Origin of the sequence: Paenibacillus agri (genome assembly GCF_013359945.1) — a bacterium.
GTDB lineage: Bacteria > Bacillota > Bacilli > Paenibacillales > Paenibacillaceae > Paenibacillus_AQ > Paenibacillus_AQ agri.
Genome location: NZ_JABWCS010000212.1, coordinates 1 through 26,496, shown reverse-complemented (window position 1 = coordinate 26,496; position 26,496 = coordinate 1). Strand labels below are relative to the sequence as shown.

The 26,496-nt window shown below is 49.5% G+C and carries 26 protein-coding genes; 8 read left to right on the top strand and 18 right to left on the bottom strand.

What is annotated here, in order from left to right; genetic code table 11:
* Window positions 1–11: 11 nt before the first annotated feature.
* Complete coding sequence (iolD, locus tag HPT30_RS16505; protein WP_175372454.1) at window positions 12–1,874, bottom strand: 3D-(3,5/4)-trihydroxycyclohexane-1,2-dione acylhydrolase (decyclizing); 1,863 nt, start codon at window positions 1,872–1,874, stop codon at window positions 12–14.
* A 152-nt stretch (window positions 1,875–2,026) separates the two neighbouring features.
* Between iolD and HPT30_RS16500 the strand changes: the two genes are divergently transcribed.
* Window positions 2,027–2,701 carry a hypothetical protein gene (locus HPT30_RS16500; RefSeq protein ID WP_175372453.1) on the top strand — a complete coding sequence of 225 codons (675 nt, stop codon included), beginning with the start codon at window positions 2,027–2,029 and terminating at the stop codon, window positions 2,699–2,701.
* A gap of 373 nt (window positions 2,702–3,074) precedes the next feature.
* Here the strand turns inward: HPT30_RS16500 and HPT30_RS16495 are convergent, their stop codons facing one another.
* The 5 genes from HPT30_RS16495 to HPT30_RS16475 form a co-directional block, all read right to left on the bottom strand.
* Complete coding sequence (locus HPT30_RS16495) at window positions 3,075–3,599, bottom strand: GNAT family N-acetyltransferase (RefSeq protein ID WP_175372452.1); 525 nt, start codon at window positions 3,597–3,599, stop codon at window positions 3,075–3,077.
* Between the two features lie 323 nt (window positions 3,600–3,922).
* Window positions 3,923–4,327 (bottom strand): VOC family protein, encoded by a 405-nt coding sequence (locus HPT30_RS16490; RefSeq protein ID WP_175372451.1) that lies wholly within the window; start codon window positions 4,325–4,327, stop codon window positions 3,923–3,925.
* Window positions 4,328–4,373: 46 nt separating this feature from the next.
* Window positions 4,374–4,913, bottom strand: a complete 540-nt coding sequence (locus HPT30_RS16485) for a PadR family transcriptional regulator (protein WP_175372450.1) — start codon at window positions 4,911–4,913, stop codon at window positions 4,374–4,376.
* 69 nt (window positions 4,914–4,982) lie between these two features.
* Window positions 4,983–6,140: a YhgE/Pip domain-containing protein gene (locus HPT30_RS16480; RefSeq protein ID WP_175372449.1), complete on the bottom strand. Its 1,158-nt coding sequence runs from the start codon at window positions 6,138–6,140 to the stop codon at window positions 4,983–4,985.
* 150 nt (window positions 6,141–6,290) lie between these two features.
* Window positions 6,291–7,220: an NADP-dependent oxidoreductase gene (locus HPT30_RS16475; RefSeq protein WP_175372448.1), complete on the bottom strand. Its 930-nt coding sequence runs from the start codon at window positions 7,218–7,220 to the stop codon at window positions 6,291–6,293.
* Window positions 7,221–7,598: 378 nt separating this feature from the next.
* Here HPT30_RS16475 and HPT30_RS16465 point away from each other — a divergent pair, with 378 nt between their 5' ends.
* Entirely contained in the window at window positions 7,599–7,970 is a 372-nt protein-coding gene (locus HPT30_RS16465) for a TetR-like C-terminal domain-containing protein (RefSeq protein WP_312876346.1), read from the top strand.
* Window positions 7,971–8,150: 180 nt separating this feature from the next.
* Here the strand turns inward: HPT30_RS16465 and HPT30_RS16460 are convergent, their stop codons facing one another.
* The 9 genes from HPT30_RS16460 to HPT30_RS16420 form a co-directional block, all read right to left on the bottom strand.
* Window positions 8,151–8,495 (bottom strand): 4Fe-4S binding protein, encoded by a 345-nt coding sequence (locus HPT30_RS16460; RefSeq protein ID WP_175372445.1) that lies wholly within the window; start codon window positions 8,493–8,495, stop codon window positions 8,151–8,153.
* Window positions 8,492–10,102 carry an FAD-binding protein gene (locus HPT30_RS16455; RefSeq protein WP_175372444.1) on the bottom strand — a complete coding sequence of 537 codons (1,611 nt, stop codon included), beginning with the start codon at window positions 10,100–10,102 and terminating at the stop codon, window positions 8,492–8,494. Before HPT30_RS16455 ends, HPT30_RS16460 begins: the two co-directional genes overlap by 4 nt.
* A gap of 104 nt (window positions 10,103–10,206) precedes the next feature.
* Window positions 10,207–11,277, bottom strand: a complete 1,071-nt coding sequence (locus HPT30_RS16450; RefSeq protein ID WP_175372443.1) for an ABC transporter substrate-binding protein — start codon at window positions 11,275–11,277, stop codon at window positions 10,207–10,209.
* Window positions 11,278–11,743: 466 nt separating this feature from the next.
* Window positions 11,744–12,076: a 4Fe-4S dicluster domain-containing protein gene (locus tag HPT30_RS16445; protein WP_066362822.1), complete on the bottom strand. Its 333-nt coding sequence runs from the start codon at window positions 12,074–12,076 to the stop codon at window positions 11,744–11,746.
* Entirely contained in the window at window positions 12,073–13,680 is a 1,608-nt protein-coding gene (locus HPT30_RS16440; RefSeq protein ID WP_175372442.1) for an FAD-dependent oxidoreductase, read from the bottom strand. The genes HPT30_RS16445 and HPT30_RS16440 overlap by 4 nt, the downstream gene beginning before the upstream one ends.
* A gap of 23 nt (window positions 13,681–13,703) precedes the next feature.
* Window positions 13,704–14,588, bottom strand: coding sequence for an ABC transporter permease (locus tag HPT30_RS16435; protein WP_175372441.1), 885 nt, complete (start codon window positions 14,586–14,588; stop codon window positions 13,704–13,706).
* A 12-nt stretch (window positions 14,589–14,600) separates the two neighbouring features.
* A complete protein-coding gene (locus HPT30_RS16430; RefSeq protein ID WP_175372440.1) occupies window positions 14,601–15,404 on the bottom strand; it encodes an ABC transporter permease in 804 nt (267 codons plus the stop codon).
* A 282-nt stretch (window positions 15,405–15,686) separates the two neighbouring features.
* Window positions 15,687–16,463 (bottom strand): ABC transporter ATP-binding protein, encoded by a 777-nt coding sequence (locus HPT30_RS16425; RefSeq protein ID WP_175372439.1) that lies wholly within the window; start codon window positions 16,461–16,463, stop codon window positions 15,687–15,689.
* Between the two features lie 683 nt (window positions 16,464–17,146).
* Window positions 17,147–18,523 (bottom strand): MFS transporter, encoded by a 1,377-nt coding sequence (locus tag HPT30_RS16420; RefSeq protein WP_175372438.1) that lies wholly within the window; start codon window positions 18,521–18,523, stop codon window positions 17,147–17,149.
* 107 nt (window positions 18,524–18,630) lie between these two features.
* Between HPT30_RS16420 and HPT30_RS16415 the strand changes: the two genes are divergently transcribed.
* Window positions 18,631–18,969, top strand: a complete 339-nt coding sequence (locus HPT30_RS16415; RefSeq protein WP_175372437.1) for an ArsR/SmtB family transcription factor — start codon at window positions 18,631–18,633, stop codon at window positions 18,967–18,969.
* A gap of 287 nt (window positions 18,970–19,256) precedes the next feature.
* Here the strand turns inward: HPT30_RS16415 and HPT30_RS16410 are convergent, their stop codons facing one another.
* Together HPT30_RS16410 and HPT30_RS16405 are read right to left on the bottom strand one after the other, a co-directional pair.
* Window positions 19,257–20,717 (bottom strand): sensor histidine kinase, encoded by a 1,461-nt coding sequence (locus HPT30_RS16410; protein WP_175372436.1) that lies wholly within the window; start codon window positions 20,715–20,717, stop codon window positions 19,257–19,259.
* 1 nt (window position 20,718) lies between these two features.
* Entirely contained in the window at window positions 20,719–21,441 is a 723-nt protein-coding gene (locus tag HPT30_RS16405) for a response regulator transcription factor (protein WP_175372435.1), read from the bottom strand.
* A gap of 162 nt (window positions 21,442–21,603) precedes the next feature.
* Between HPT30_RS16405 and HPT30_RS16400 the strand changes: the two genes are divergently transcribed.
* The 4 genes from HPT30_RS16400 to HPT30_RS16385 all read left to right on the top strand — a co-directional run bounded on the left by HPT30_RS16400 (window position 21,604) and on the right by HPT30_RS16385 (window position 24,687).
* The gene (locus HPT30_RS16400) at window positions 21,604–22,359 is read left to right on the top strand and encodes a hypothetical protein (protein ID WP_175372434.1); all 756 of its coding nucleotides are present in this window, start codon (window positions 21,604–21,606) and stop codon (window positions 22,357–22,359) included.
* A gap of 215 nt (window positions 22,360–22,574) precedes the next feature.
* Window positions 22,575–22,769, top strand: a complete 195-nt coding sequence (locus HPT30_RS16395) for a hypothetical protein (RefSeq protein ID WP_175372433.1) — start codon at window positions 22,575–22,577, stop codon at window positions 22,767–22,769.
* A 169-nt stretch (window positions 22,770–22,938) separates the two neighbouring features.
* Window positions 22,939–24,123 carry an oxalate decarboxylase family bicupin gene (locus HPT30_RS16390; protein ID WP_175372432.1) on the top strand — a complete coding sequence of 395 codons (1,185 nt, stop codon included), beginning with the start codon at window positions 22,939–22,941 and terminating at the stop codon, window positions 24,121–24,123.
* Between the two features lie 159 nt (window positions 24,124–24,282).
* Window positions 24,283–24,687, top strand: a complete 405-nt coding sequence (locus HPT30_RS16385; protein ID WP_175372431.1) for a CBS domain-containing protein — start codon at window positions 24,283–24,285, stop codon at window positions 24,685–24,687.
* Between the two features lie 69 nt (window positions 24,688–24,756).
* On the opposite strand, the gene map is transcribed toward HPT30_RS16385, so the two are convergent.
* On the bottom strand, window positions 24,757–25,503 hold the full coding sequence (map, locus tag HPT30_RS16380) for a type I methionyl aminopeptidase (protein ID WP_175372430.1): 747 nt from the start codon (window positions 25,501–25,503) through the stop codon (window positions 24,757–24,759).
* A 238-nt stretch (window positions 25,504–25,741) separates the two neighbouring features.
* Here map and HPT30_RS16375 point away from each other — a divergent pair.
* Window positions 25,742–26,496: alpha-helical endospore appendage domain-containing protein (locus HPT30_RS16375; RefSeq protein ID WP_512699074.1), on the top strand; the 755-nt coding region annotated here is incomplete at its 3' end.

Below are 26,496 nucleotides of genomic sequence, written 5' to 3'. Positions count from 1 at the left end.
ACTTAGTCCTCCTAGTAGACTCTCGCCTGAGATAACTTCTCGTTCATTGCCTGATGCGCATCCGTAACTTTAGTGCTTGAGGAAACGGCGGGAACCCCTACATTCCACCAGGATTCATAACCGTCGGTATTCGTACCGGCAAGAACCGGAATTTCAATTAAGGTAGTGCGTGTTTCTTCCTTCGCCGCCTTGAGGGCTTGCTCAAGTTCTTCTGGTGTAGTCGCTTTGTATGCGGCTGCTCCAAGGCTGCGGGCATGTGCTGCAAAATCAATCGGGAGCGGCGCTCCTGTGTAGCGGCCTGTACTCTGTTCACGATAACGGAATTCGTTACCGAAGCCGTCACTACCATGTCCGCGCTGCAGGTTATGAATACATTGATAACCATGATTGTCGAATAGCAGCACAGTGATCTTGCGCCCTTCCTGGAGGCTTGTGACCAGTTCGGAGTGGAGCATCAGATAACTGCCGTCTCCGACAAAGGCGTACACATCACGTTCCGGCTCTGCAAGTGCAACGCCGAAAGCTCCGCTGACTTCATATCCCATACAGGAGAAGCCATATTCCATGTGGTAGCCCTTTGGCTGTCCGACCCGCCACAGGCGGTGAAGGTCGCCCGGCAAGCTGCCTGCCGCACAGACAATAACGGCTTCGTCGCCAATCGTCTCGTTGATGACGCCAAGTGCGCGCGTCTGAGCGAAGCCTTCTGGATGTTCCAGTTCGTACAGTCGGTCTACCTCATTCTTCCACTCGGTACCGAGCGCGGTGATCTGCCCGTCAGCATAAGAACTGCTATAACCTGCAGCGTTCAAGCCTTCCAAGAGCTGAAGGATGACCGTCTTCGCATCTCCCGTCAAGGCTACGCCGTCAAGCTTGGCGCCATCCATACGGTTGATGTTGATATTCAGGAACTGCGCTTCCGGATGAAACGCAGATTTAGATGAGGTAGTAAAGTCGGAATATCTTGTTCCGATACCAATAATCAGGTCTGCCTCTTTGGCTACCTTGTTGGCGGCCAAAGCACCGGTCACGCCAACTCCGCCAACGTTAAGCGGGTGGTTCCAAGGCAAGGAGCCCTTGCCTGCCTGTGTTTCCGATACCGGAATACCAAATTTCTCTGCAAATTCAGCAAGCGCTTTCGTCGCCTCTGAATATTTAACGCCTCCACCGGCGACAATCATTGGCTTGCGCTTGGACTTCACAAGGGCAATCGCTCTCTCCAGAGTCTGGGGAGCCGGTTGTTGGCGTTCTACATAATGCACACGCTTCTCGAAGAAGGATGCCGGATAATCATAAGCTTCAGCCTGCACATCCTGTGGCAGTGCCAGAGTAACCGCGCCAGTCTCGGCCGGATCTGTAAGCACGCGGATCGCGTTCAGTGCCGAAGTCATCAGTTGTTCAGGGCGGACAATGCGGTCCCAGAATCTGCTCACCGGCTTAAAAGCGTCGGCTGCCGAAATAGTATAGTCATGACCGGCTTCAAGTTGCTGTAGTACCGGATCAGGCTGTCTCGAAGCAAAGTTGTCACCCGGAAGAAGCAGCAGCGGAATGCGGTTGACCGTTGCCGTTCCGGCTGCAGTAACCATATTCAAAGCACCGGGACCAATGGAAGTGGTGCAGGCATAAATTTGTTTGCGATTGTGTTGTTTAGCGAACGCGGTGGCCGCATGTGCCATCCCCTGTTCATTCTTGCCTTGGATGAAATTCAGACTGCCTGAGCTTCGCTCCAGGGCCTCACCAAGACCGGTTACATTGCCATGACCAAAGATTCCCATTACCCCGGCAACAAATTTTGTTTCTACTCCGTCGCAGGAAATGTACTGTTGATCCAGAAATCTTAATAGGGCCTGTGCCATTGTTAAGCGGATAGTAGTCATTGTATCCTCCCTATTTGTGAGTTAAGCGCTTATCAAAATTAAATAAATGTAAATGCAATCATTTTATATTAATTGTATAGGTAAAGCGCTTAATCTAATGTTACAATGAATAGGACAAAAAAATCAATCATTATTTCTTGGAGGTTTTGCTAATGCCTGTTGTCGACCATCTTCGTCCCTTCTGGGACACTGTACTTCGCGTTGCACCGTTACTATATTTGGACCGCCGGGAGCCCTTCAAACCGCATCGTGTAGGAGTCACTGTGTTTGAGACGACCGCACCCTCAGTTTCTTTTGACCGGATCGTCCATGTCGATACCAGCAAGTATAGCCTGGTCATTGAGTACGCTATTTATTACGATTATGACATTCAACATATTTATGACTTGGAGCATGTTTGGGTATACCTGAATCATGACGGTGGCATCGAGTACGCTGAAGTCAGCTTCCATGGCCATTTTCTGGTAGGATTAATGCGCGACCGCAGCAATTTGACCGATGATGGTGTGATCAAAATCTATGTTCAGCCTGGTAAACACGCCATGGCCGCACATGAAGAATTGTTCCGGCTGCTCCCGAACGTCGAGAGATGCTGCCAGGAAGAAGCGGGAATCGAAGGTGTGCTGGAACCGGACATGTTCAGTGGTGAATTCAAGCCAGGAGTACATATCGATCCGCCAGCCGAAGCGCATTTACGAACCTTCAGTTTTCAGCCTTCGTTCGAATATGTTCCCTATCCCTTGCCTGAGGAGACATTTGTCTCCTGGCCAGAAATACGCGAAGAGATTCCGGTACGCATGAAGGCTCTTATTGACACGATTAGGTAAAAATATTTATTATTTGGAAAATAAAACAAAGAGGTATCCCCCAAGCCGTGAATGGCTGGAGGATACCTCTTCGTATGTTAAATGCCGGTTTGCCAACTCCTTGGCCTCTTAACCTTATTCAAGGAGGACTGAACCAAAGGGCGATAAGCTTAACTTTTTACCATGTCTTGGATTTGGAATAAATTAAAGGGGCTACCGTAGACTTCATTTGAAATTCTCAGGATTTTCTACATACCACTCCGTCAATCCGCAGTTTGAGCATACAAACGGAATGATCGGACTGCTTTCTTTTGTTGTAAAATTTTTAACTGGTTCTTTTATTGCTGAGAACTTCCCAATTGCACTTGTTGCTCTCGAGCGGGTCATATCAATATTACATTTTGGACACTGATGATTCAAAACAATCAACTCTTTCTACTTTGTTGGTAAAATCTTGTATTCTTCTCCCCTCTTCGAATCGTTCTTTAAATTTCCCTTGTGTGTATTCGTTAATGGTCTTGTTCCAAAAAGCTTGAGCTGGTTGGTTACTTTCTAATTGATAAACCTCCCAGTCGCCCTTGTGTAAATCGAATAGTTGTTTGGCTACTGCTTTACCAATTCCTTCTTTTCTATACTTCTTCATAATAAAGAACTCTGCGATTGAAAAATAATTACGTTCTTCTGATTCAATGAACCTTACTAACACAAACCCTGCATATTTTTTATCTTGTTTAATGACATAAGGAAACCGTTGATTAACTTCTTCCCAATATTCGTCTAAAAAAGGATACGCCCCAAAAAGTCCATCCACTTCAACATCACATAATACAAATTCAGAAAAGTCATAAATATAAAATTGCATTAAGTTTTTTATGATTTCTTTTTCTTTTTTAGTAGCTCGTAACAATTCATAATTCATTCAAGAGTCCGCCTTTTTATAGTCTTTATGTATCCCTGCTTTGAGCTTTAATAACCACATTCTTCTTCCATGATTATACAACTAACAGCCTAGAGGCGATAGCCATGATTAAAAGCTAACTGCAACACACTGGATATCCCTTTTGCCCAGTTAGATCAAGGCCTATTTGCCAATTTCAAGCTTCGAAATCCAACTCTCCACAAATATCCAAAGAAGATATGTTTTTATGAAACATTATTCAAATAAGAAACCTGTCTTCCCTTTAGAAATGGAAAAAAACAGCCCCCGAGCTAGAGGCTGTCTGCATAAAAATATAATCCTTTTTATTTCCCTTGCATGCGCACATAGGGTTCATATGAAGAGATTTCAACCAGATTCTCATCAGGATCCCTGATATAAATGGAGTACATCGGCCCAAGTGCGCCTGTACGCTCCACCGGACCCAATTCAATTTTGACACCCTGCTCTGCCAAATGCTTTTTTACATCAATCAGTGAATCACTGGTAATCAGACAGAAATCGCCGGACCCCATCGTCGGCCGCTTAGCTTTCGGGTCAATCTCCTGGCCAACCTGCTGGAAATTGATCTTTTGTTGTCCAAACTTTGCTGCTTTCCTGTCCTGTCCGAATGAGATGATCTCCATCCCAAGGACTTCGCCATAAAAGCGGCAGGAAGCCTCTACATCGCGGACAGTCAGCACCAAATGATCGAATCTGGCGATTTTCACATCTCTCACTCCCGGTAACTAACTAGAAGTAGCATTTGCTGTGCTGCTATTCAGCCCCGGCGCGCTCACGGACAGTAGCCAGCACCTTATGGAGCCAGTTGATATCCTTTTGATACGTTTGGTTCGCATGATCCATAATCAGACTAACGGCTTCCCGTCTCTCCACCGGAATAATGGTGAGCGCAGGATCGGTTTCTTCTATGAGGCTGACCTTTTTGTTCAGCTTCTCAATGGCCTCCTCAATGACATAAGCAAGTTTATGGGGATCGACCTTATCCAGAAACAACAACGAAGAATACAGTGATCGGATATCGCTGAAATTTTTGAAAACATCATATATTTCCTCTTCCAGCATTATCCTTCCCTTGTCCGTAATACCGTAGGTGGTCTTCTCAGGACGATTGTCTGATTGCACCACTTTGAGCTTCTTTATAAGCCCCTTCTTCAACAACACCTCGAAGTTATAATACAGCGTCCCGTCGTTGATGGACACCGTGTTGTCCAGTGGTTTGAGGTTCTTCTTAATGTCATATGGATGATGCTCACCCTCACTCAGCATACCCAGGATAAATATTTGAAGCGACAATAGTGTCCTCTCCTTCATGCATATTTAAAAGGGGCCCACGAGGAGATTTCAGAGCCCGTTATTGTTATTTTACATGAAAAGCGGCTGCGGTGCAGGTTCTATTGCTTCTTTAGGCTGTTTTACTGTCTTGAACAGATGGATCAGCGTATTAATTAAGAGCGCTCCAAGACCCACTAGCACTAGGCCTGTGAGATATACCCCCGTTTTGCCGCCGCCGAACAGTAAGTTGTAATCCAGATGCAGCGTATAGAACATCGGAGAAATGTAGCTGACGGCCTTGAACACTCCGCTCATCATTTCCTGTGGAACCACGGAACCGTTAGCAATCGTCTGGGTCAGCAGAATCGGCAGATTCACAATCATCCCCGCTTGCCCCAGCAGCAGACAGCAAATACTCGTAAACTCAATGGCGACGAACATTTCCAGCGAATGTACCATCCACACTTTCATAAATGTCTCTGCGCCATAACCATGAACCGCGAAGTACAATGAAACACCTACAAGTGGGGCAATTAAGGACAACAGCACATTGACACCTTGCAGGGACAAGAAGGCTTTCCATTTGCCAAGGCGGGATCTCAATTGATTCAAAGCGCCAATACTCATCATGGAATAGATCATCGCACCCACGTAGGAAGACATTGTCAGGAACATTGGAGCCATCTGATTGTGCATTCCGGCTGGCTGTGGATTGGTCGTCACGACATTGGCATCCACCTTATTCATTACACCAGCAACCATCTGCTGCGCCTGGGCTTCAGGCACCTTCATACCTTGCAGAATACCATCGAAGCTCTGGGTCTGTAATTGCGTACTGATCTTGTTCGTGATCTGGGTGACAACATTCTGCATGGTACTGCTTACAGTAGCGGGATTGGACTGGTTAATGAAAAAATCCAGTTTCACCTGTTCTCCCTGCGCAGACAGCTTCTGCGTAAAATCCTGCGGAATATGCATCACCAGATGGGTGCTGCGATCCTCCAGCTCTTGCTTAGCCTGTTCCAGTGACAGATTCGTTACGACATGAAAAGGCATCTGCGCCTGAATCTCCTTCACAAACGTTGCCCCAGCCTGCTGATCCTCGTTAACAATGGCCACAGTAAGCTTGTCGATATCCTTAGGCATCGAGCTATACCCGCCCATAAAAATCCCGATCATTATGATCTGATAAAAGATCATCATAAAGACGCCACCCAAAATCCCTTTGTGCTTCAGAAATGATTTCATAATCCAGCTCCACCTTATACTTTATTTTAAATACTCTAATTAAAGTAATATAATCAGAGTTCGGTGTCAATGGGGAACAAAACAAACAAAAAACAGGTCTACAAAACTGCAGCAGCAATTTTATAAACCTGTTAAGTTTTTTCACATCGTCTATTTCCTGATTTGGATGACCACTTTTCCCTTAACATGACGGGTTTCACATCTCCGGTGCGCCTCGGCCACGCCCACCTGTGATAGTGGAACAATACCGCTAATATGAACTTTCAGCTTATGCTCCCTAACCAACTCTTCAATCTGCGCGAAATCACTGGAACGGGGCTGAATGAGTGCAAATTTTGCCTCGACATTGTTCTCAGAAGCACTTCCCGTAATGGCCGGGTTAATCAGCGAGATCAGCTTGCCCCCCTCCTTCAGCACTTTAAAGCTCTTCTCCTCAACCTCACCACCAATCGCATCAATAACGAGATCCACATTATGCACAACATCAGTAAAATCAACGGCTGTATAATCAATGACCTCATCCGCACCCAACTGTCTGACAAAATCATGGTTTGGCGAGCTTGCCGTTCCTATGACATAGGCCCCTGCCCATTTGGCCAATTGAATCGCGATATGACCTACACCGCCTGCTGCGGCATGAATCAGTATCCGTTCTCCTTTCCGGAGTTTACCGTAGTGAAACAGTGATTGCCAGGCTGTAATTGAAACTGCGGGTAAAGCTCCTGCTTCGACAAAAGAAATCCCCGAAGAAATGGGGACCACAGCAGATTTATCCACTCTTGCATACGCTGCGTAGCTTCCAGAATTCACGAGGCCAAAGACCCGGTCCCCTGGTTGCACATTTTCAACATTCTTCCCTGTCGCCTGAACGATTCCGGCAATATCAGTACCCAAAATATGAGGCAGCTCTAATGGAAACATCTCCTGCAACTGCCCTGAGCGAATGTAACAGTCCACAGGATTAACTGAGGTAGTATACATCTCCACCAATACTTCATCATCAGAGATGACCGGAACCGCAACATCCTCTTCTCTTAGCACATCCGAAGCACCGTATTTGTTAAAAATTATGGCTTTCATTGTTGCTCCTCCTGTCGACATTAGATTGACACTTGTTGATTTACAAACATTCGTTCTATAAAATCAACTGTAAAGGCTGCACTGTTCGGGTTCAATCGCTAATACTTGCGGAATTGTTTATTAATCAACAGAATAGCAGTTTGTTGTTCAAAATCTATCAATCAGGAAGAGAAATTGGAGGTTAAAGATGGACAGGCGCATACTAAAAACCCGGTCAGCCATTAAAAAGGCATTTATTGAGCTGATGGCCGAAAAGAAGTTCGAAGAAATCACCATTAACCAAATCTCTGAACGGGCCAACCTTAACCGAGGTACCATATACTTACATTCATGGATAAATATGATCTCCTGGAGAAATGCATTGAGGAGCACTCCGAGGTGTTGCGGGGGCTGTGTGTTCCGGAAAATCATGAAGATCACCATCTACCGATCAGAGATTCGCTGCTGCTGGCCCTTGAATACATTGAGAGGCATCATTTGTTTTATTATTCCATGCTCAACAATAAAGGGATGTTCTACTTCTGGCAAAACATGCAGCAAATGATGATGCAAGGCATCAGCAACCAGATATCTATGGATCGTATCAATCAACACGCCAACAAAGAAATCCTCGTCCGCTTCCTGACATCGGCTTCTGTAGGGGTCATGGAATGGTGGATTATGAACAAAATGCCCTATTCCGCTGAAGAGATCGCCGATGAAATATGGCTGCTGCTGGAGCGAAATCAGGTGCAAAAAGAGATCGTGTAAGGATATCTGCCGTCATCTATTCAGCACAAAAAGGGATTGGAAGCTCCGGCCAGGCCGAATCTGTTCCAATCCCTTTAAGTAATTACTCAAGCGTTCAGTTGCCCTCTCTTCCCTGCTCCTATATTGCTCCTGAAGGGGAAGAAAAGAAGGGAGAAAAAAACGCATGCGGACGTCCGCCTCTTACCTGCCCCTATATTGCTCCGTGAAGGTCTCGAAAAAAGGCGTCGTATCCCGCTCCGCCATCGTGGACACGGAATCCCGGCTCCAGCCGATTTCGGCCCGCCAGCTTCCCAGCAGCCCGGATGACACCAGTTCCTCCTCGTTCACCTCGACGGAACACTCACCCTGTGGCGCCACATATAGCGCATCCACAGGACAATAAGCTTCGCACATGAAGCAGGTCTGGCAGTCGTCCTGCCGGGCGATGACGGGCAGCTTGCCCTGCATCTCGAATACATTGGTAGGACAGACCTTCACGCATAAGCTGCACCCGATGCAACGGTCCTTGCTGACTAGCTCGATCATATCGCCCGCTCCTCCTGAAGTCTTCCCAGCTCATGAGCGTGAGGCACGCTCTCTGTGCTGGTGCGTATCTGCTCGATGCCGGAGAGGATCAGCCGGTGGGTCTGGCGCGGGTCCAAGGCGGGATATTCCGCCAGACTTTGCAAGCCCCGGCTCTCCTTGCGGGCCAGTGCAGCGGTATAGATCCAGCGGCCGACGATCAGCATGGCGGCCGCTTCTCTTGACTGCACGGTTCCTTGCACCGATGGTGCGATTCTCCCGTGCAGGCTGGGCATGAGGTCCGTCAGCCGCTGCAAGGCGGACTGGACGACTGGCACGCTGCGGAAGTAGTTAATCCGCAGCGGCAGGATTTCCCGCTGGACAGCCGCGATCAGCGGCTTTGCGTCCAGCGCCCTGCTGTGGGTGGCGCCAGCCGGCAAACCATAGCGGCCTGCCGCGAGCAGCCGCCGGCTGTCTGCGCCTCTTGGCTGGGCCAGCGCATACTGCGCGGCGCCCTGCCCGGCCCAGCTTCCGCTGCACATGGCCCAGGAAGCGTTGTAGGCTCCGCCGCCGGAGATAGCGCCGGTCACCTTCTCGCGCGAGGCGGCGTCCCCGGCGGCATACAAGCCGGGGACAGTGGTGGCGCAGTCGCTGCCCGTAAGGCGCAAGCCGCCGGTACCGCGCATGGTCCCTTCGTAGCGAAGGGTCAGCGGGAACTTGTGCCGGAACGGGTCAATCCCGGCCCGTTCCAGGGGCATGAAGAAGATCGGATGGGCCCGGCGGAGGAACTCCCTTTTCTCTGCCGTATCGGCCAGATCAAGGCAGGCATAGACGGGACCTTGCTGCATCAGCTCCGGCAGGCTGCCAAAGGTGCGGTCTCCCTTGTGCAGCGGCCGTCCGCCCGCATCATACAGCGTGGCCCAAGCCAGCATGCGCCCGCGGGTGACGGTCCCGTCGGCGAAGCTTGGTGCATATTGGCGGCTGAATTCCATACCAGACAGCTCCGCACCCGTCTCGGCAGACATCAGCAGCCCTTCCCCGGTCAGCACATTGCAGCCCAGACCTTTGCTGAGAAAGGCGCAGCCGCCGGTAGCCATGACGACGGCATTGGCCCGGATCTCCCAAGTCTCGCCGGTCAAGCGGTTGATACCGCGTGCACCGCCGACACCATGCTCGTCATGCAGCAGTTCCAGCGCTGGAGACTGGTCCATAATTTTAACCCCAGCCTTGCGCACCGTCCGCCGCATAATTTGCATATATTCCGGCCCATGCAGATGCGTCCGCAGCGGCTTGCCCTCCCCATCCGTAGGGAATGGATATCCCCACTCGGCCACCAGTTCCAGATTGTGCTCTACCTGGTCCAGAACCCGGTGAATCCAGGCATTTTCGGATAAATATCCGCCTGCCCGGAGCCGGGCCTGAACAGCCTGCTCCCGTAAATCTGCCACCGGCGGAATGACGAGCAACGTGGTGCCACCAGGCGCGGTTGCACCGCTGGTACCCAGATAGCCTTTGTCCGCCAGTATGACCTTTGCTCCTTGCGAGGCAGCCTTCCAAGCTGCCCAGGCTCCCGCCGGTCCGCCGCCCAACACCAGCACATCCGCCGTCCACTGTTGATCCTGCTGAGACATTTGGTTTCCCCCTTATTTACAGGCCATGCCTCATAGACCTTCTGTTCTTGGTGATGTTGAGTGTTATGGAGTGTTACTGAGTGATACTGAGTGATATTTGAGTGCTATTTCAGCTGCCAATCACTGATTTTAAAATCTTTTTTAGCAAGCTTCTCTTCCACCAGGAAGTTCTTCGTGCCTTCCAGCAGCTTCGTGCCTTCCTCCGTAAACGCAGTATCCTTGATATCGCTGATCGGACTCACTTTCTTCACCAGCTCTGGCGTTGTATTACCGATATCCGCAAGGAATTGATAATATTCATCCTCATGCTGCTTCAAGTCAGCCAAGGCTTTCTCGCGCGCTTCGTTCCATACCTTCGGGAAATCAGGGAACTTCGCCAAGTAGTCATCAGACACTACGGTTGCACTTGTACCCAGAAGGGTAGGATGCTGGGTGGCATCATCCAAATGGGTATAGCCTTCATCGATCAACTTAAGTGCAGGAACACCTGAAATGGTGATGGCATCCACATCCCCTCGGGCTAAGGCAGCTGTTCCATCAGGACTCAGCATATGCACAAGCTTAACACCTGTCACTCCCTCGTCTTTCAGCAATCCAGCTATATAACGGTGCATGAAGGAGCCTTTTTGGATGGCGATTGTCTTGCCTTGAAGCTCCTTAACAGTCTTAGGACCATTCTTCTTGCCAATCAGATAACCTACGCTATGCGCCGAGGATTGGGAGATGAGACGCGTCTTTGCTCCAGAGGCATAAGCAATAATGGCAGGCGTATCACCAAGGCTTCCGGCATCCAGCCGACCGCTGATCAAGGATTCTGTTTGGTCGGGTCCATTCGGGAAGCCGGTGAGCTTCACTTCAGTAATGCCGTGTTTCTTCAGCTCTTCCTGGATAATTCCCTTGTGAAAGCCCCAGCCTTCTGCTCCGCCTGGAAGATTCAGTTTGTTGGAGCCGATATAGCCAAAGTTAAGCGTCGCAGGTACATTCCCCGTTGCCGCGCCGCTCGCAGCCTCAGCCTTCTCTCCACCTGCCGGAGCGGATGCTTCCTTGCCACCACCTGATCCCGCGTTGTTGCCGCACGCCTGAAGCACCATCATAACCATGACTGCACTTACGATGAGCAGCAAACGCAGCCGTTTGCCCTGTCCCCCTTGATTCTTTCTGAATGCCTTTGCCATTGTTGCTTCTCCCCTCGATGTTGAATGTTGGAATGAATATGAAGACAATATTGCCAATACGTTACCCAGGCGCTCTTTCAGCTTTGTGAATCTATACAGCTATATAGAACGCACTAAAACGCACTAAAAATAACAAACAAAGCCTAATAACGATTTCCAAAGTTTAATTAACGGCATTTTTGCACCCTAATTATTCTGCGTCAGAAGGTTAACGGGGATTAAGTGCAATATTGTACCTTAAATCTTCCAGAATACCCGTCCAGCGTGGTTTTTCGAAAAATAAGGTACAAAAATGCCCTTATTCCCCTGATTTTCCTATAATGAAGAAAAATAAGGTACAATAATGCTGTTAGTTGGGAAGTTGGACCTTTTTCAATCTTAAGAAGACAGGACTTCACCAGAATAACGACTGGTTTCTGGTTTCTGGTCTACTGCTTGATCTTAACTTCACTTAATATATTGAACTTTAAAATCCCGCTCTTCGCGATAGTTGATACATAAAGTCATGGCCCGCGACCGGCTGCCGGCCTCGGCCCCAACCTACCTTTTCACGGTACCCGCCAAGCAGTCCCCGCTCCTGCAGTTCTGCCTCGGTCACGCCTGAAACGGCTTCGGCATCAGGATCTACATACAGTGCATCCACCGGGCAGTATAACTCGCACATGAAGCAGGTCTGGCAATCACTCTGCCGGGCAATGACGGGGATTCCATCCTCCACCCGGTCGAATACGTTGGTCGGGCAGACCGCTACACATTGGTTGCATGATATACAACTATCTGCACTGAGGACTTCAATCACAGAAGAACACTCTCCTTCGCTACCTCTTCCCGCTTGACCCATACATCATCCAGGCCACCGCTGATGAGGCGATGATGCTGCTGCTCATCGATCTTTAAATAATCCTCCCGCTTGTGCATACCGCGTGTCTCTGTACGCGCAAGTGCAGAGCTATACATCCAGCGTGCTGTAGCTGTCATAGCCTGAACCTCCCGTGCTTTAACCCCTTCAGGCGTACGCTGAATCTCCGTATTCCGCTGTTCCTTCCACAATCCACCGAGGCGATCCAGCGAAGAAGTCAGCCCCTTCTCGGTCCGGAAAAGATTGATGTCATAAGGCTTCACTTCCGCCTGCACCGCTGAGACAAGCTCCGCTGTCCGGGCCGCTGTTCCCGGCTTCACCTGCTGCTCCACCAGTGATGAGGAAGACAGACCCGATGGCGTGCGGTCCTCCGCATGTCTACCCAGACTCAGCGCATAGTCAGCTGCGCCTTCCCCGGCAAAAGAACCGGAGGACATTGCCCAGGCAGCATTATGGCTGCCGCCACCGGTGAAGCCGCCGCAAATCAACTCGCGCGTAGCTGCATCACCCGCTGCGTAGAGTCCCGGAACGCCTGTGCCACAGCTCTCATCCGTAATGCGGATGCCGCCCGTACCCCGCACGGTGCCTTCCAGCCGCAGCGTAACCGGGAATGCGTCCTTGAAAGGATTGATCCCGAGACGGTCAAAGGGCAGGAAAAAGTTCGTCTGCGCTACCCGCAGAAGCGGCTGCAGATCTTCCGGCGCACCATCCAGCTTGGCAAACACCTGACGCCCGGCCAGCAGATTGCGGGCAATGACCGACCGGCCTCTCTTGGATCCGGCGCCCTCAACCACACTGCCATCCTCATAATAGAAGCTGGCATAGTTGTAATATGCCGTCTTAGTGACCGAGGAGAAGGTAGGGCAGATCGCATAAGCATTTGAAAATTCCATCCCTGACAGGGCTGCCCCCGCTTCAGCTGCAAACAGATACCCGTCTCCAGTCAAGACGTTGCAGCCCAGCGCCTTGCTCAGAAAAGCGCAGCCGCCAGTGGCAATCACCACTGCACCTGCTTGCACAGACCAGGTCTCTCCGGTCTGCGTCTGCACACCAGCCGCACCGGCAACGCCATGGCTGTCAGCCAGCAGTTCCAGAACCGGACTATGATCCAGGATCTTGACCCCGGCCTTCTTGACCAGCTTCCGCATTAAGCGCATGTATTCCGGTCCTTGCAGACTCCGGCGGTGCTGGTTACCGTGCTCATCTAGCGGAAAAGGATACCCTGCAACACCAAGGCGATTCATATTCTCATACGTGCGATCCAGCACCCGGTTCATCCAGCGGTCCTCTGCCAATCGTCCACCCAATTCAAAGCGGCTGGCTTTGGCGTCTTCACGCAGCTTTTTGTCTGGGTTCACATACCAAACGCCTGTGCCGGAAGGAGCCGTTGCACCGCTTGATCCGCAGTACCCCTTGTCGGCCAGCACAACTTTAGCACCTTTAGCGGCTGCTGTAAGCGCCGCCCAGGTTCCTGCCGGACCTCCACCAATCACCAGAACATCTGCCGTCAAATACAACGATCCTTTTTGTGCTGCTACGCTCATTTGCATAGACCTCCTCAAATTGATTAACCTTGGTAGCTTTCGCGCCAGAACAGAAATTTTCGTTCAATCACCTTAAAAAGGGAGTCAATCAGCTTGCCGACAACTGCGAATATAATAATGCCTACAAAAATGATTTCTGTATCGGAGTTCTGCTTCGCTTCATTGATAAGAAAGCCAACCCCCGATTGTGAACCGATTAATTCAGCGACGACGAGACCAATCCAGGCAACAGCCAGTGACAGCCGCAAGCCAAGCAGAATGCTGGGGAGTGCCGCCGGTAGAATCAGCCGTAGCAGCTTTTGAGATGGACTGAACCCAAGCACACGGGCCACCTCAAACAGCTTATTATCCACACCACGAATACCGGCAAATGTATTAATGTAGAGCGGAAAGAAGGAGCCGCTCATAATAATAGCCACCTTAGATACTTCTCCAAAACCGAACCAAAGGATGATTAGCGGCGCTATCGCAAGGTGCGGAACAAGGCGCAGCACCTGTACACTCGGGTCCAGCACATATTCCGCGCTACGGAACAATCCGGTTAATACGCCGAATAACAGCCCCAGAATACCGCCGATCAGAAAACCAATTCCCGCCCTGCCGATACTCACCCCGAGATGATGGATCAGTTGGCCGCTGGAGAACAGTTCGACAAAAGACCTCGCAATGGATAGCGGTGTGGGTAAGAATTCACCCGAGATCCACCCGGCGCTGCCAGCCAACTGCCAGACAGCCACTGTCACGACCGGGATCAAGGCACCAATCCCAAGATCAGACAATAGAGGTCTCCAAACGATCGGGGCCTTTTTGCTCTTCTTTTTGGACCATATGGGTGCCGTTCCACTATAATCGTGGGCCTCTCTGACTGCTTTGGCCTGATTGATAATGATTTCTACACTATCGCTCATGCTGCACTCCTCCTATCCTTGAAAGTTGTCTTTCCATCTCAACAGCCTGCGCTCGATCAAGCGGACGACGGTATCACTCAGCAGCCCGGCTACTGCGAAGACTAGAATCCCCACGAATACCACCGGTGTATCGGCAAACTGGCGGGCATCCGACATCATATAGCCGATACCTGAGCTTGAAGCGATAAGCTCCGCCACCACCAGCCCAAGCCAGGACAAACCAAGGGACAGGCGTACGCCAAGAACGACATTTGGCAGTGCTGCGGGCAGCACCAATCTGGAAATCTGTTTCAGCCGACTGTAACCTAACACCCGGGTGACCTCGAACAGCTTGTTGTCTACACTGCGGATGCCTACAAATGTATTGATGTAGAGCGGGAAAAAAGCGCCTTTGGCAATTAGCAATACCTTAGATTCCTCGCCGATACCGAACCAAAGGATGAACAGCGGCACCACCGCAAGGCTCGGGATCATCCGAATCATCTGCAGCGACGGGTCGAGCAGCTTCTCCGACCTTCGAAACAGGCCGACCAGAAGACCTAACAGCAGTCCAAGCCCCCCGCCAAGTACAAACCCGCTAAGAGCCCGGGCCGCACTGATTCTCAGATTGACCCACAGATCACCTGAAACTGCCAGATTCCAGAAAGACTCGCCAATGGTATACGGTGTCGGAAACAGCATCTCGGAGATGATTCCATAATGACCTAATGTCTGCCACAGAATCAGTACACTTCCCGGGAGCAGCAAGGCCAGCCCTAATGTTGCGGCCTTTCCTGGTCCTCTTGCTGCGTGTACTGCTGCAGTGCGGTTGCTCATGAATGGTCTCCTCCTGTTCTTTTCCAAACCTCTTGTACTATAAAAAAAGAGACTCCCGAAAGATTTCTTCAGGAAGTCTCCAAGTGGTATGGTCGACTTATAGTGCTGCTTTAGTGCTGATTTTTTGATTTAATGCTGCTTCAATGCTGTATTAATTCTACTTTTATACTGCTCTAATTCCCTAATTACCGCTCTACATTGCTCCATCACTGCTGTTTCATTGCTTTGGCTATTTTTCATTAGTTTTACCGAGGCAAGAAATCTCTGCTTCAAATGTCTGCGTCAGATCCCCGCCCCGTCCGTGAGTTCCAGCTCATCCACCTTCTCAAACTGATTCAGCACCCGTAGCCGCAGCTCCTGAAAAGATGAAGTCGTCTTCTTGCGCGGATATGGAAGATCAATAGGGACAATCTGACGGATTTTGCCTGGCCGCGGTTCCAGAATAACTACCCGGTTACCCAGGAACACAGCCTCGTCAATATCGTGGGTTACAAAGATCATCGTCGTCTTGTTGGTGCGCCAAATGTCCAGCAATACCGATTGCATATGCGCCCGGGTGAAGGCATCCAGCGCCCCGAACGGCTCATCCAGCAGCAGAATTTTCGGACTCCGCAGCAGCGCTCTAGCAATCGCCACACGCTGGGCCATCCCGCCGGACAGCTCACGCGGATAAGACTTCTCGAAGCCCTTCAGCTTTACCAGTTCAATCAGCTCATCTACCTTCTGACGGACTTCTTTGTCCTTCAGCGACAAATCGGAAGCGATATTCTTCTCCACGGTCAGCCATGGAAACAACCGATGCTCCTGAAAAATAAAGCCTTTGTCAATCCCGGGGCCGCCAATTTCGCTACCCTCCAGAGTCACATTACCCGTATAGCCGCTATCTAGTCCGGCAACGATACGTAGTAAGGTGCTTTTGCCGCAGCCGCTGGGACCAATAACTGTAATAAACTCTCCTTGCTGCACTTGCAAATCTACATTGTGTAGGGCCTGAACATGTCCGCCCGCCGTCTCAAACCGTTTATTCAGATTTGTTATGGATAATAACGCCTCTCCCATCCCAGCTCCTCCTTAAAAGCGAGTATATAAAACGAATCCCTCTCAAAATTAGCACTTGCTTGCTCAAACAACGGACTCCAGAGACCTTATTCCCTTTGGATTTATCCATTCCGGAAGATAAAGGACTCCAGAGACCTTATTGACAAAAATTTGGCTCAAAATCGGTTGTTTGGAACGAAATAGCGTCACCTGAGTCCGCTACATGTGCCAGAGCAGCCTCATGTGAAAAATAGCGCCTTTGAGGTCCGTTAGCTCCTACGTGTTAGGTCCAGCTTGATACGATGATGCTGTTCTATCCAGTTTGTTTCGATGACCCTGTTCTGCCCAGCTTGTTTTGCAGGCTGTTCTGGTAAGCACTTATTATGGTGTTGAAATAAAAAACAGAGGTATCACGCTTCCCTTAAGCGCAACACCTCTGTCTGAACAGTCGGTTATTCAATTAATTCAAAGTATTTTTATTGGAATTTGTGTTTTTAAAATATCATCTATTTTATGGGTTGTCAACGGTCTTTTATGCGCATTTGTCTAATCCTACCTATCAAAGGCATTACTGAACCCCTCTGCTGTAGTACCTTTGAAATCTGCTCTGAATAAATTAAAAAGTCCAAGATACCCTGTAAACACAGGATTCTCGGACTTATTACCTTTCCCTTTGTACTTTGGAGCTTCATGTAAAATTCGGATTATACCTGCGGCTGACGCTGCATGGCCGATCTCAGGTAGAGCACTGCACAGCCGATGGATACGATGACGATGATGGACAGACCCCAGTAAATATTGCTATAGGCTAGGCCCATTGGCAGACTCTTTTGCATCGCCAGTGCGCTGGCAGAAGCAGCAACCCCCATGGCTCCGCTGCAGAACTGCAGCAGCTGGTACAGACCCATTCCGGAGCCCATCTCGGCCGGCTGCAGAATACGGGAGATTTCGTTGGATACGCTACTCGACAGAATTGTGAAGCAGGTGCTCATCAGCATGTAAATAAAGATAATGGCTACATACGAGCTTCCCTCAAATAATGCAAACAAGACAACGGCTGCCAGGAAGAACAGCGGAATGATCCGCAAAATAGGGCTATTGCCACGAGAATCAATAAACCGACCGACCCGCTGGGAGACAATCATGGCCAGGAACGATCCCGGGAAAATCACCATACCCGCCTGGATGGCGCTTAGGCTGTACTGTTTCACCAGAATCTGCGGCATCAGGAACAAGGTCGCAAAGCTGCAAAGATAAGCAGCAATACCAACCGCAGACAGGATCAGATAGCGGCGGTTCTGGAATAAGGACGGCAAGACAAACGGTTCCTTAGCTGAACGAATCCGGGCAGCGAACAACACAAGCGCTACAAGACCTACAACCAGACCAATCCAGGAATGATTCGTTAAGGCGATTAGCAGGCCTGTCGTGCCCGCACTAATGAACAATGCGCCCAGGAAATCGAAAGACCCCTTCTGCACACGCTCTTTTGGAATAAAAATAACGAACAGCGGTACCAGTATCACCGTAACTGCAGTAACTACAAACAACATATGCCAGCCTAAATACTCAACAATAGCTCCGCCAGCAACCGGACCTAGTCCAAGACCCATCGAGACGGAGGACATCGTTATACTCATCGCCTTACCGCGGCGCTCAACCGGAATGTAGCGGGAGTTCAGAACCATTGTCAATGCAAGGATTGAACTTGCACCAGTGGCTTGAACGAGCCGCACAATTAAAAGCATTATAAAGCTATTACTGAACAACCCTACTATCGCTGCAAGACTCAGTGACAAGATACCTATTATGAACAGCCTGCGGATCGGTACAAAATCAGCAAGACGGCTGTACGTGATAGACGAGACGGCAAAAACGATCGAATAGCCTGTGACAATCCACGAAGTTAACGCAGGTGTCAGATGAAAAGCTTCTGCAACATCAGGCAGAGCCAAATTGAACATCATGGTATTCATGATGACTAGCACGATCGCTACACCTAGCAGAATGCCTACTGCCCGTTCATTTATCACAGCCGATTCCTGTCCGCCAGATGCGGCAGGGATTGGTTGTTTATTCATTTTCTCCACCATCCAATTTTTATTGTTCGATTATAATCGAAATTTGAAAATAATATATCACGACTTATGCTATAATGCAATCATAAGCTAAAAAAGGAGGCACTCCCGTGAAACTTCTATATCATCCTGATCAGGCAGATATTCATTTGTCCACGGTTCTGGATGCCCTAAGCGATCCTATCCGTTTATTAATTGTTTCTGAACTCCATAACGTAGGTGAACGCGCCTGCGGAGACATTAATGTACCTGTGGTGAAATCTACAGCATCTCATCATATCCGTACCCTTCGTGAATCCGGTATTGTCAATGTACGCGTTCAGGGGACACAAAGACTCGTATCCATGCGTACCGAGGATTTGAATATACGATTCCCTGGGCTGCTACCCTCCATTCTCGAGGCTTTTAAAAATTCTGAAGAGAAAAGAAAGCTAATGAATCCGCAGTAATTGCTGCGCTGCGTAAGGTAAGAAACATGCATCGATACAAGTAGAACCGAACGTAGTCATACACGAAGCAAATATTCATACACAAACCAAACGTAGTGCCATACACAAGCTAGACATAGTGCTATCACGAACTAAACATAGCGTTATACGAGTCAAACTTAGCACCATACACGAAATCAAACACAGCTTTATACACGAAATCAAACGCAAACAGCGTGCCGAGAACATTTCGGCACGCTGTTTATTTTATGGACCCCGCAAGTGTAGTATACGCACGTGCTGCAGCTTCAGACGCCTTTGGATACAGGGAAGCCGAATGTGATCATCGCTCCGCCTTCCTGGCGGTTAGCAGCCTGAATCAATCCACCACAGCGCTCTACAATCGCGCGGGCAATGGCTAGACCGAGCCCGGACTCGCCGTCCTTGCCTTTAACGAAACGGTGAAACAAGGTCGGTAGAAGTTCCTGCGGGAAGCCGGGGCCATCATCTGTGACGGTCAGCTCCACCTTTCCTTTTTCAATACTTCCCGTGATATGAATGTATTCCTTCGCATATCTTGCCGCATTCGTTACGATATTGAGCAACGCCTGCAGCAGCTTATCACGGTCGGCCATAATGACCAGCGCTTTGTTATCCGGACAGTCAATGTGGAGCTTCAGATTTTTCTTCACCAGCAGCGGGTTGACACGTTCGGCCATTTCTGACAATAGTTCATTCAGGCTCACCTCGGATGGCTTGAAAATATCCTCTTCGCTGTCCAATTTCGCCAGCAGCGTCATTTCCGTTACGATTTTCCCCAATCTCCCGCTTTCCTCCAGAATCACATCCAGGCCCGTCCGGACACTCTCGCCTTCGAACACACCATCCCGGATACCCTCCGCGTACCCTGCAATGGACATCAGAGGCGTTTTCAGCTCATGGGATGCATTCTGGAAAAACTGCTTTTGTACCTGGTTGAACCGATTCAGCTCCCCGGCCATTTCATATACGGTCTGCGCGACAGCACCTATCTCACCTCCGGCTCTGACCAGCTGTACATCGGTAAAATGCCGCTCCTTGACCTTCTTCAATTCCTGCTTCAAATTCATTAGTGGCTGGATTAGTTTTTTCGTAATAAACAAACTGAGAAGGAACAAGATTGCACCTACAATGAAGATTACCAGAACAAGTCGTCCCAAGAGCGCCTGCTCGATTGCCTTGATCTTGCTCATTGGAGTCAGGAGCGTTAGGGTGCCCTGTGGAATCGCGCTTACATTCATCACATAACGTCCATCTTTCCCATTCCATAATTCCTGAAGACTGGAGGTAACAGGCTTGGCCTCCTGCAGCAGTGCGGGCGTGACTGCTGAGAAAGAGCTATCGGTTGCTTTCAAAGACGTTGCATTCAACGGCAGTGGACCTGTCAGCACTTTCCCGTTAGGATCGGTGACGATAGCTTCCACACCAGCATAACCAGCTGGAATCGCGCTTGCGACATCAAGGACTGCACCACTAGTCGTCTTGCTTGGGTCCAGAGCTACTCCATTCACATTTTGCAGGGTCCCCATATCCTGAATCATCGCTGGGGTAACATTCTCTTCTGCTTGGGATAAAGTCGCCGACATCGCCGCGCTTAATGTCTTGAGATCACTTTTCTGTGCCCCGATGAAATGATCCAGCAGCACATAATGAATCAACACCGCCGTGATCGAAAGAATCAGCGCCAATGATAACCCGAAGGCAAGGTTAATCTGGTGAACGAGTTTCATCTCAAGTCTCACTCCTGTCTGTACGCATACGGTATCCGTGTCCCCATACGGACTCTACCGGTAATTCCTCTATTTTTTTACGCATCCGCTTAATTAGATGATCGACTGCACGATCACTGCCGAAGTAATCGTCTCCCCAGACGAACGTCAATAGCTCGTCCCTCGTAAATGCCCGGTTCGGATGTTCTGCCAATACTTTAAGCATAGCAAACTCCTTACTGGTAAGATCCACTTCTTCGCCATGCCATATTGCCCGTCTCTCTTCCAGCAGCAGCCTGAGCTCGCCAATGTCGATTCGGGAAGACGCTGACGCTGTCTCATTAAGGGCTGCCCGTTCTTCTGCATTCGTGATCCGGACCCAGCGCTCCAGCTGCCGCTTGATTCGGGCAACCAGTTCGCGTGGACTAAAGGGCTTGACAAGATAATCGTCGCTGCCTAGTTCAAGACCGAGGATTTTATCCACTTCATTATCCTTGGCCGAAATCATGATAATTGGAACCTCGCCCTCATTACGGATGCGCCTGCATAATTCATAGCCATCCATACCGGGAAGCATGATGTCCATTACCCACATACTCGGTGGACTTGTTCTATATAATGTCCAGGCATCCTCAGCGTTCGCGAGGCCAATTGTTCGGTAATTTTCCTTGTGCAGATATGCTTCTATTAAAGTCCGGATATTCTCGTCATCATCGACTACCGCGATGAGATAGTTGTTATTCATGAAGTGGTCCTCCTATGTCTTTTCGCTTTAGTAAGTATACCAAAGGTAGATATAGCATAAGAGCGTTGCCATTGTTTTTCCACAAATCAACCAATATTGTGCCACACTCCTCCTGTAAATTGGACATTGTAAGACAAACCAAACCACAAGGAGTGTTGAAAAATGAACTACAGCTTGAAATTCAAAAATGTCGCCCTGTCCGCCCTGCTGATCTCTGCCATCTCTGTACCGGTTATTGCTAACGCCAACAGTACTGCAAATATCAAAGACACCAAAAACGATACAAGTGCTGCCGTCCAACCATTGAAAGCCACTACTGCAGCCTTTACAATGGCTAACCCTTTAGAGCTGGCTAAAAAATACGCACCTGAAACTGTAAGCGAATGGGAAGCTGTACTGGAAAAATACAAAGAAGTGCTGCCTATGGCGATTCTAGTAGATGCCTCATCCGCTCAGAATAATTCTGAAATCCCTGCGCTTCCTGCTTTGAAGGAAGGTGAGACCGTGAATATCTCCAAAGGCACGCTTAAAAATGTTGACGGGGTAAAGATCCAGCTGCCAGTCAAGTCTGAGGATGCCAAGAGCAACCAAACTGTTGCTGTAAGCCCCAAAACTGCAGAGGGGGAAAAGCTGACATGGACCGAGGTTACAATTCCTGCTCAGGCGATAGCCACCGGTGATGCGAAAGTTGTCGGCAATGTGGAAGGTGTTCCGGCATCAAAAGCTGTAAAACTCGACGCTGCATTCCCAGTAGCCGCTATAGAAAACAATGCATTCTTTAATGCTCAAATTAATCTGAACGACGCTGTGGCTACTAAAGATGCTGCCAAAATCAAGGACGCCCTTGCTGAGCTTCTGAAGCAATACAAGGCAGAGGTTAAGGTCACTAATTCGGAGAAAGCTCAGCCTCAAGAATAACTTTCCCTATACATCCCACGTATAAAAACAAAGCTATTCCCGGACATCCCACTTATATAGAATGCTTGAATGTGCATGAACAAACAGACCCCTCCCCCAGGGGTCTGCTTTATGCCGGTTTACTCTCTTCAAATCAAGAAGATGACATTACATTCCTTTGGTAGAGCGGGGTTGATCTCAGTTTCAACAGGATACACAGAAGGAGCTACCACGCTATGGATTTTCATGTCGATATTATAAAGATTTTGCTGTCCCTCTTGCTGCTGGCTGCAGCCGCGCTTTGTTTCCTGCTCTGCACCGATAGCGAAGCAACTGGCCAGCGACCTGCTAGCGCAGTTGTAACGGTCGCGAAATCAAGCTTAAAGACCGAGATTGAAAAAGGCAGCTTCAGGGCCCAATCCGGCTTTTGACTCCTCCCTTCCCCCCACTTTCCAACCCCCGAGAGTTCTCTCGGGGGTTGTTTTTGTTTGCCGAAAACCGTATATATGACCGCATATACTCATAAAAATCTCTTGTATGCCACTCCGTTCGGTCATCAGCTATTGCAATATGAAGACATGAAGAGAGGAAGATAAATTTATGAATCAGCATCCCTCCAAATCGGCCAATATCCCTCAACCGATCCGCAGTGACGGTGCGGGGAATGTAGACAATGGTCCGCGTGATATTTTACGGGATTTACAGAACCCCGATATGTTCGTCCCGCCGGTTACGGATAACGGGCTAGTTCCGAACCTGCGATTTTCGTTCTCCGATACACACATGCAGTTGAACCACGGCGGCTGGTCACGGGAAATCACCGTGCGGGAGCTTCCGATCGCCACCACGCTGGCCGGAGTGAATATGAGTCTGACCCCGGGCGGCGTCCGCGAACTGCACTGGCATCAGCAGGCAGAGTGGGCTTATATGCTACTTGGCCGAGCCCGGATTACCGCTGTGGACCAGAACGGCAGAAATTTCATAGCTGATGTCGGACCGGGAGATCTGTGGTATTTTCCACCCGGCATTCCTCACTCCATTCAAGGCCTAGAAGAGGGCTGTGAGTTCCTGCTTGTGTTCGATGATGGCAGCTTCTCCGACCTCAACACACTCTCAATCTCAGACTGGTTCGCGCATACGCCAAAAGAAGTATTATCAGCCAATTTCGGAGTTCCGGAAAGCGACTTTCAATCCATCCCTGACAAACAGGTATATATTTATCAGGATACCGTTCCAGGCCTTATTAACAGCCAGGCTGTTGAATCTCCGTATGGCCCCATCCCTTTGTCTTTTAAGCATCAGCTACTCGCGCAACCTCCACTCAAAACCTCCGGGGGAAGTGTACGGATCGTGGATTCCTCCAATTTCCCCATCTCCACAACCGTCGCCGCAGCACTGGTGGAGATTGAACCGGGCGGTATGCGGGAGCTGCACTGGCATCCTAATAATGATGAGTGGCAGTATTACCTCTCCGGGCAAGGCCGGATGACCGTATTTGCAGGCGACGGAGCCGCCCGTACGTTCGATTACAGAGCCGGGGACGTAGGTTACGTGCCTTTTGCCTTCGGACATTATGTTCAGAATACCGGTACAGAGAGTCTATGGTTTCTGGAAATGTTCAAAAGCGACAGATTCCAGGACGTTTCACTCAATCAATGGATGGCCTTGACGCCTCACCAGCTTGTGGAGAGCAATCTGAATGTAAGCCCAGACTTCATCTCCAAGCTACAAAAGGTTAAACACCCGGTTGTTAAATATCCTCAGCATTGGGAGCAGAAGCGTTAAATTTCAGCATCACCGCGAACGACCCATGGAATCCCGATTGAGGGAGTTTTCATGGGTTTTTAAGATGAGAATCAATTAATCAATGCGCTTACATCCTAAAATATGTTTTAATAAAAGAGACACTGCCCATAAATCCACAGTAAAGGAGAGTTCATACCGATGGAAATATCCTCTTTTTTGTTGCCTAAAGATCAGGTTGCCTATATTACCTCCTCAATGTCCATGTTGGAAGCGATGGAGCAATTGGAACAGCATCATTACACAGCGATCCCTATAATTGATGCCGCGGGGAAATATGTAGGGACTCTATCGGAGGGCGACCTGTTGTGGAAGCTGAAGCGGACGCCAGGACTAACGTTTGAAACGATGCGCGAGGTGCAAATTAGCGATATCCAAAGGCATGTGCACAACGAAAGTGTATTTGTCAGAGCACAAATGGAAGATATGCTGACTCTGGCTGCTGATCAGAACTTTGTTCCTGTAATCGACGAGGAAGAAGTTTTCATCGGGATCATCCGTCGTAAAGATATCATCGAATACTATACAAGCAATATCACAGATTAAAACACAAATACCCCTGGCCCTTCTTCACACTAAAGTGAGGCGGGCCGGGGGTATTGTATGGTTATGGAATTAAAGCTCTGTCAGAATAATTGTCCCTTGCGGCGTAATCGCCAGTGTATGCTCGTATTGAGCAGACAAGCCGCCGTCAATGGTGCGAGCTGTCCATCCGTCTGCACCCACCTTCGTACGGTAGCTTCCGGTATTCAACATAGGTTCAATGGTAAATACCATACCTTCTTTGAGGCGAGGGCCCTTCCCTGCGGGGCCGTAATGCGGCACCTCTGGCGCTTCGTGCATTTCCGAGCCAATGCCATGCCCGATAAAGTCACGTACCACCGAATAGCCGCTGGATTCAGCAAAAGTCTGGATTGCATGTGCTACATCCCCGATCCGGTTACCTGCCACCGCCTGCTCTATGCCGCGGAACAACGATTCTTTCGTGGTATCCAGCAACTTTTGCGCTTCATCGCTAATAGTGCCCACTCCGTAAGACCAGGCTGAATCAGCCAGCCAACCGTTCAGATTGACGACCATATCGATGGTCACAATATCGCCTTCCTTCAAAGGCTCTTTCTTCGGAAAACCGTGGCAAATCACATCGTTGACTGATGCACAGGTCGCATAAGGGTAACCATGGTAGCCTTTTTGTTCAGGCGTTGCCCCTTGGGACAGGATGAACTTCTCTGCAAACTCATCAATCTCCCAGGTAGTAATACCGGGTTTAATAATTTGCGCAATCTGCCGATGGCATTCGGCAAGAATCTTGCCGGCAGCCCGCATCTTCTCGATCTCTTCCATCGTTTTGATGATTATCATATATTCGCCTCTTTTTTTGTACAGAACCCATTACCGCTCATAATGGCTCTTTGTATGGTTTAGTAGTACTCCCCTTATATTATGAAAGAAAAACAGAAGAAATCCAAATTTTTTATGATTTCATTTAGAACAACTCCTATTTAAGTATAAGGAATAACTAGATCGTACGAGGGGTCGAGGAACTTTCTTTGGATTAGCACATAAGATATTAAAATCCAAAAGTAAAGGGATGTTTCTCTTGCCTCTAGAAGATATTCCCAACATTACGCCTACCGTGCTCATCACGAGAGATGAAGCGCTTAACCTATTGTTATCCTCAATAGCCATTGAAGAATTAGGATTAGGTCATCTCATTAATGCCGAAGCAGAAAAAATTCAATACGCCGTTGGAACCCTGCCTGGATTAACCAATCCACCTTCTATAAGTGATCTGATTGCTATTAATGAAAGTGTTCAAAATACGATGCAGGAAATCATTAAGAAAGAAATACTCCTGGTATTTAAAATGAAATGCATCTTGGCGGCTCCCTCATTAGTTGGTCCAACTGGCCCAACCGGTCCTACAGGACCAGCCGGCGGACCGATTGGGCCTACTGGGGTTACGGGAGCTACCGGTGCTACTGGAGCGACAGGAGATACTGGAGCGACGGGTGCTACCGGGGCGACGGGGGCTACTGGGGCTACAGGTGCTACCGGGGCGACAGGGGCTATTGGGGCGACGGGGGCTACTGGAGCTACCGGGGCGACGGGGGCTACTGGAGCTACCGGGGCGACGGGGGCTACTGGAGCTACCGGGGCGACAGGAGATACTGGAGCGACGGGTGCTACTGGAGCGACGGGTGCTACTGGAGCGACGGGGGCTACTGGAGCGACAGGAGATACTGGAGCGACGGGTGCTACTGGAGCGACGGGGGCTACTGGGGCTACAGGGGCTACCGGGGCGACAGGGGCAACTGGGGCGACAGGGGCTACTGGAGCGACAGGTGCTACTGG

Coding starts and splice junctions, on each gene's coding strand:
- iolD (WP_175372454.1), bottom strand. CDS start 1,874: ATGACTACTATCCGCTTAACAATGGCACAGGCCCTATTAAGATTTCTG.
- HPT30_RS16500 (WP_175372453.1), top strand. CDS start 2,027: ATGCCTGTTGTCGACCATCTTCGTCCCTTCTGGGACACTGTACTTCGC.
- HPT30_RS16495 (WP_175372452.1), bottom strand. CDS start 3,599: ATGAATTATGAATTGTTACGAGCTACTAAAAAAGAAAAAGAAATCATA.
- HPT30_RS16480 (WP_175372449.1), bottom strand. CDS start 6,140: ATGAAATCATTTCTGAAGCACAAAGGGATTTTGGGTGGCGTCTTTATG.
- HPT30_RS16475 (WP_175372448.1), bottom strand. CDS start 7,220: ATGAAAGCCATAATTTTTAACAAATACGGTGCTTCGGATGTGCTAAGA.
- HPT30_RS16460 (WP_175372445.1), bottom strand. CDS start 8,495: ATGATCGAGCTAGTCAGCAAGGACCGTTGCATCGGGTGCAGCTTATGC.
- HPT30_RS16455 (WP_175372444.1), bottom strand. CDS start 10,102: ATGTCTCAGCAGGATCAACAGTGGACGGCGGATGTGCTGGTGTTGGGC.
- HPT30_RS16450 (WP_175372443.1), bottom strand. CDS start 11,277: ATGGCAAAGGCATTCAGAAAGAATCAAGGGGGACAGGGCAAACGGCTG.
- HPT30_RS16440 (WP_175372442.1), bottom strand. CDS start 13,680: ATGAGCGTAGCAGCACAAAAAGGATCGTTGTATTTGACGGCAGATGTT.
- HPT30_RS16435 (WP_175372441.1), bottom strand. CDS start 14,588: ATGAGCGATAGTGTAGAAATCATTATCAATCAGGCCAAAGCAGTCAGA.
- HPT30_RS16430 (WP_175372440.1), bottom strand. CDS start 15,404: ATGAGCAACCGCACTGCAGCAGTACACGCAGCAAGAGGACCAGGAAAG.
- HPT30_RS16425 (WP_175372439.1), bottom strand. CDS start 16,463: ATGGGAGAGGCGTTATTATCCATAACAAATCTGAATAAACGGTTTGAG.
- HPT30_RS16420 (WP_175372438.1), bottom strand. CDS start 18,523: ATGAATAAACAACCAATCCCTGCCGCATCTGGCGGACAGGAATCGGCT.
- HPT30_RS16410 (WP_175372436.1), bottom strand. CDS start 20,717: ATGAAACTCGTTCACCAGATTAACCTTGCCTTCGGGTTATCATTGGCG.
- HPT30_RS16405 (WP_175372435.1), bottom strand. CDS start 21,441: ATGAATAACAACTATCTCATCGCGGTAGTCGATGATGACGAGAATATC.
- HPT30_RS16400 (WP_175372434.1), top strand. CDS start 21,604: ATGAACTACAGCTTGAAATTCAAAAATGTCGCCCTGTCCGCCCTGCTG.
- HPT30_RS16395 (WP_175372433.1), top strand. CDS start 22,575: ATGGATTTTCATGTCGATATTATAAAGATTTTGCTGTCCCTCTTGCTG.
- HPT30_RS16390 (WP_175372432.1), top strand. CDS start 22,939: ATGAATCAGCATCCCTCCAAATCGGCCAATATCCCTCAACCGATCCGC.
- HPT30_RS16385 (WP_175372431.1), top strand. CDS start 24,283: ATGGAAATATCCTCTTTTTTGTTGCCTAAAGATCAGGTTGCCTATATT.
- map (WP_175372430.1), bottom strand. CDS start 25,503: ATGATAATCATCAAAACGATGGAAGAGATCGAGAAGATGCGGGCTGCC.